We start from the raw sequence: 2,976 nt of genomic DNA, 5'->3' as shown, positions 1-2,976 counted from the left end.
GCCGCGGAGGGGGCACGGCTGACGCCGATCCGCGACGAGGCCGCGGTGCGGGTACTGGCCGCGCTCACCGACGCCGCCCAGGAGGTGCAGTCCCAGGACACCGTGACCGGGAAAACCCGGTCACGGGCCGAATCGTGCAGATCACTATGAGTGCCCCCGGAGGGACTCGAACCCTCACTCGAACCCTTTTAAGGGGTTTGCCTCTGCCATTGGGCTACGGGGACGCCGCAATCATACGTAACTGACCACTCATCAGAGGAGCACAACTTTGTATCAGGCGTCACACAAACCGTGCCACGGCGTTTCGATCTTCGAGACCGGTCGCACGGCTTGGAATGGCACACGTTACACACTTCCGCGCCGGACAGGGAACGCCAGAGCCCCCTCCCGCACGAGGCGGAAGGGGGCTCGGGGAAGACCTGGGGGAAGACAGGGCCCGGGGCCGGGGGCGAACCGGCCCCGGGCCCGGGGCCGCGGGAGCGGGAGGCCGGGGAACCCGGGAGAAGACGGGCCTCAGGTCGTGGCCGCCTGGTGGAACTCCTTGCGCGGCGCCTCGATCTCGCCGAGCGAGACGGTCTCCCGCTTGAAGAACAGCGCGAGGGTCCAGTCCATCATCACCCGGACCTTGCGGTTGACGGTCGGCACCCGCGACAGGTGGTAGGTGCGGTGCATGAACCAGGCGGGCAGCCCGCGCAGCTTGATCCCGTAGACGTTGGCGACGCCCTTGTGGAGGCCGAGGCCCGCGACCGACCCAACGTACTTGTGCCGGTAGTCGACCAGCGGCTGCCCGTGGAGCTGGCGGGTGATGTTGTCGGCGAGCACCTTGGCCTGCCGGACGGCGTGCTGGGCGTTCGGCGCGCAGTACTGGCCCGGGTTGGTCACGTCGGGCACTCCGGCGACGTCTCCCGCGGAGAAGGCGTCCTCGACCCCGGCCACCGTCAGGCGGGTGGTCGTCTTGATCCGGCCGCGCTCGTCCAGGGGCAGGTCCCCGGCGTTGACGACCGGGCTCGGCTTGACTCCGGCGGTCCAGACGATGGTGGCCGACTCGAACTCCTCACCGTTGGAGAGCTTCACCAGGCCGCCCTCGCAGGAGTCGAGACGGGTGTTCAGCTTGACCTCGATGCCGCGCTCGCGCAGCTGCTCCGCGGTCCACTTGCCCATCTCGGGGCCGACCTCGGGCAGAATCCGGTCGGTCGCCTCGACGAGGACCCAGCGCATGTCCTTGCGGGAGACGTTGCGGTAGTAGCGGACCGCGTCGACGGCCATGTCCTCCAGCTCGGCGAGCGCCTCGACGCCCGCGAAGCCGCCGCCGACCACGACGAACGTCAGCGCCCTGCGGCGCAGGGCCTCGTCGCCGTCGGTCTCGGCCCGGTCCAGGAGCTCGAGCACCCGGTTGCGCAGCGCGATCGCCTCACCGACCGTCTTGAAGCCGATCGCGGCGTCGGCCAGGCCGGGAATGGGGAGCGTCCGGGAAACCGAGCCCGCGGCCATGACGAGGATGTCGTAGTCGAGGTCGTGCGGGGTTCCGACGTTCGGCTCGAAGGAGACGGACTTGGCGGCGTGGTTGACCTTGGAGACCTTGCCGTTGAGGATCGTCGCCTTCGACAGCACCCGGCGGAGCGGGACGACCACGTGCCGGGGCGAGAGGTTTCCGGCCGCCGCCTCGGGAAGGAAGGGCTGGTAGGTCATGTGGGATTCGGGGGTGAGCACGGTGATCCGGACACTGCCGTCACGCAGTTCCTTGCGGAGCGTGTGCTGCAGGCGCAGCACGGTGTAGAGACCGACGTAGCCCCCACCGACGACCACGATGTGCTTGGAGGTTCGGTTCACTTCAACGCCATCCTTAGGTCCGAGGCCTTGTGAAACCTTTCACAAGCATACGTGCCCGAAAAAGACAGCACCAGGCACCCCCCATGTAATTTGCGTCATAGTTTCTGGAATCGGCAGATCACTTCCATCTTCCCGAGCGAAGTTCTGTCGATATTCTCTTTGTGATCGAGTTCACAAGCGCCGCAGCGCGTTTGCCCTGGTGAAGAGGGCATCGAGCATCTCGGCGGTCACCCGCCCGGTGAAAGTGTTCTGCTGACTCGGGTGGTAGCAGCCCAGAAGATGCGCCGGAGTTCCGCCGTGAGAGATCTCGACCTCGGCTCCGTGCCCGAAGGGCGGCCGCGGGCTCGGCAGGGCGTATCCGGCCTCGCGCAGCGCGGGCCAGATCGCCTGCCAGGCGAAGCCGCCGAGCGCGACGACCACGCGCACGCTGTCGGCGACCAGCTCGACCTCCCTGGCCAGCCACGGGAAGCAGGCCGCCCGCTCGGACGGCTCCGGCTTGTTCGCGGGCGGGGCGCACCGTACCGCGGCCAGCATCCGCGCGCCGACGAGACGCTGCCCGTCCCCCGCGTGGACGCTGGTCTCCTGTACGGCCAGGCCCGTCCGATGGAGCGAGGCGAACAGCCAGTCCCCGCTGCGGTCTCCGGTGAAGATCCGCCCGGTGCGGTTGCCGCCGTGCGCGGCCGGGGCGAGCCCGACGATGAGGACCTCGGGCCTGTCCTCCCCCCACCCCGCGATGGGCCGTCCCCAGTAGGTCTCCCCGGCGAACGCCCGCCGCTTGACCGTCGCCACCTCCTCGCGCCACTCGACCAGGCGCGGGCACGCCCGGCAGACGGACTGCCTCGCCGTCAGCTCGCCGAGCGTACGGCTCTCCGCGGCGAGCCGCCCGACCTCCTGCGGGTCGTGGGCGACGGGAGTGCCGGGCAGGGCGGGATCGTCGGGCCAGCCGGACCCGGGAGGGACGAAGGTCATGCCTCCGATCGTGCCATCCCCCGCCAGGCCGCCGACGCGGGCCGCTCGGGGGAAGGGCAGGGCTGCGCCGTACAGCTGGGAGGCGTCGCCACCCCGGAATCTGGGGCGGCGGGTCAGAGGGGGCCGAACAGGAGGTTTCCGATGCTGTCGGGGCTGTCGCTGAGATAGAAGTCCCTG

The 2,976-nt window shown here is 69.6% G+C and carries 2 protein-coding genes and 1 tRNA gene; all 3 read right to left on the bottom strand.

What is annotated here, in order from left to right:
• Window positions 1-151 precede the first annotated feature (151 nt).
• The 3 genes from AB0395_RS48000 to AB0395_RS47990 all read right to left on the bottom strand — a co-directional run bounded on the left by AB0395_RS48000 (window position 152) and on the right by AB0395_RS47990 (window position 2,799).
• Window positions 152-224 (bottom strand) — tRNA-Leu (locus AB0395_RS48000).
• A 289-nt stretch (window positions 225-513) separates the two neighbouring features.
• Window positions 514-1,830 carry an FAD-dependent oxidoreductase gene (locus AB0395_RS47995; RefSeq protein ID WP_366295019.1) on the bottom strand — a complete coding sequence of 439 codons (1,317 nt, stop codon included), beginning with the start codon at window positions 1,828-1,830 and terminating at the stop codon, window positions 514-516.
• Window positions 1,831-2,001: 171 nt separating this feature from the next.
• Window positions 2,002-2,799: a uracil-DNA glycosylase gene (locus AB0395_RS47990; protein WP_366295017.1), complete on the bottom strand. Its 798-nt coding sequence runs from the start codon at window positions 2,797-2,799 to the stop codon at window positions 2,002-2,004.
• Window positions 2,800-2,976: the final 177 nt, after the last annotated feature.

It is taken from the genome of Streptosporangium sp. NPDC051023 (assembly GCF_040689595.1).
GTDB lineage: Bacteria > Actinomycetota > Actinomycetes > Streptosporangiales > Streptosporangiaceae > Streptosporangium.
This window is presented reverse-complemented; position numbering and strand designations above follow the sequence as displayed.

What these genes read in the sequence shown, in the direction of transcription:
- AB0395_RS47990 (WP_366295017.1), bottom strand. Translation starts at nt 2,799, where the DNA reads ATGACCTTCGTCCCTCCCGGGTCCGGCTGGCCCGACGATCCCGCCCTG.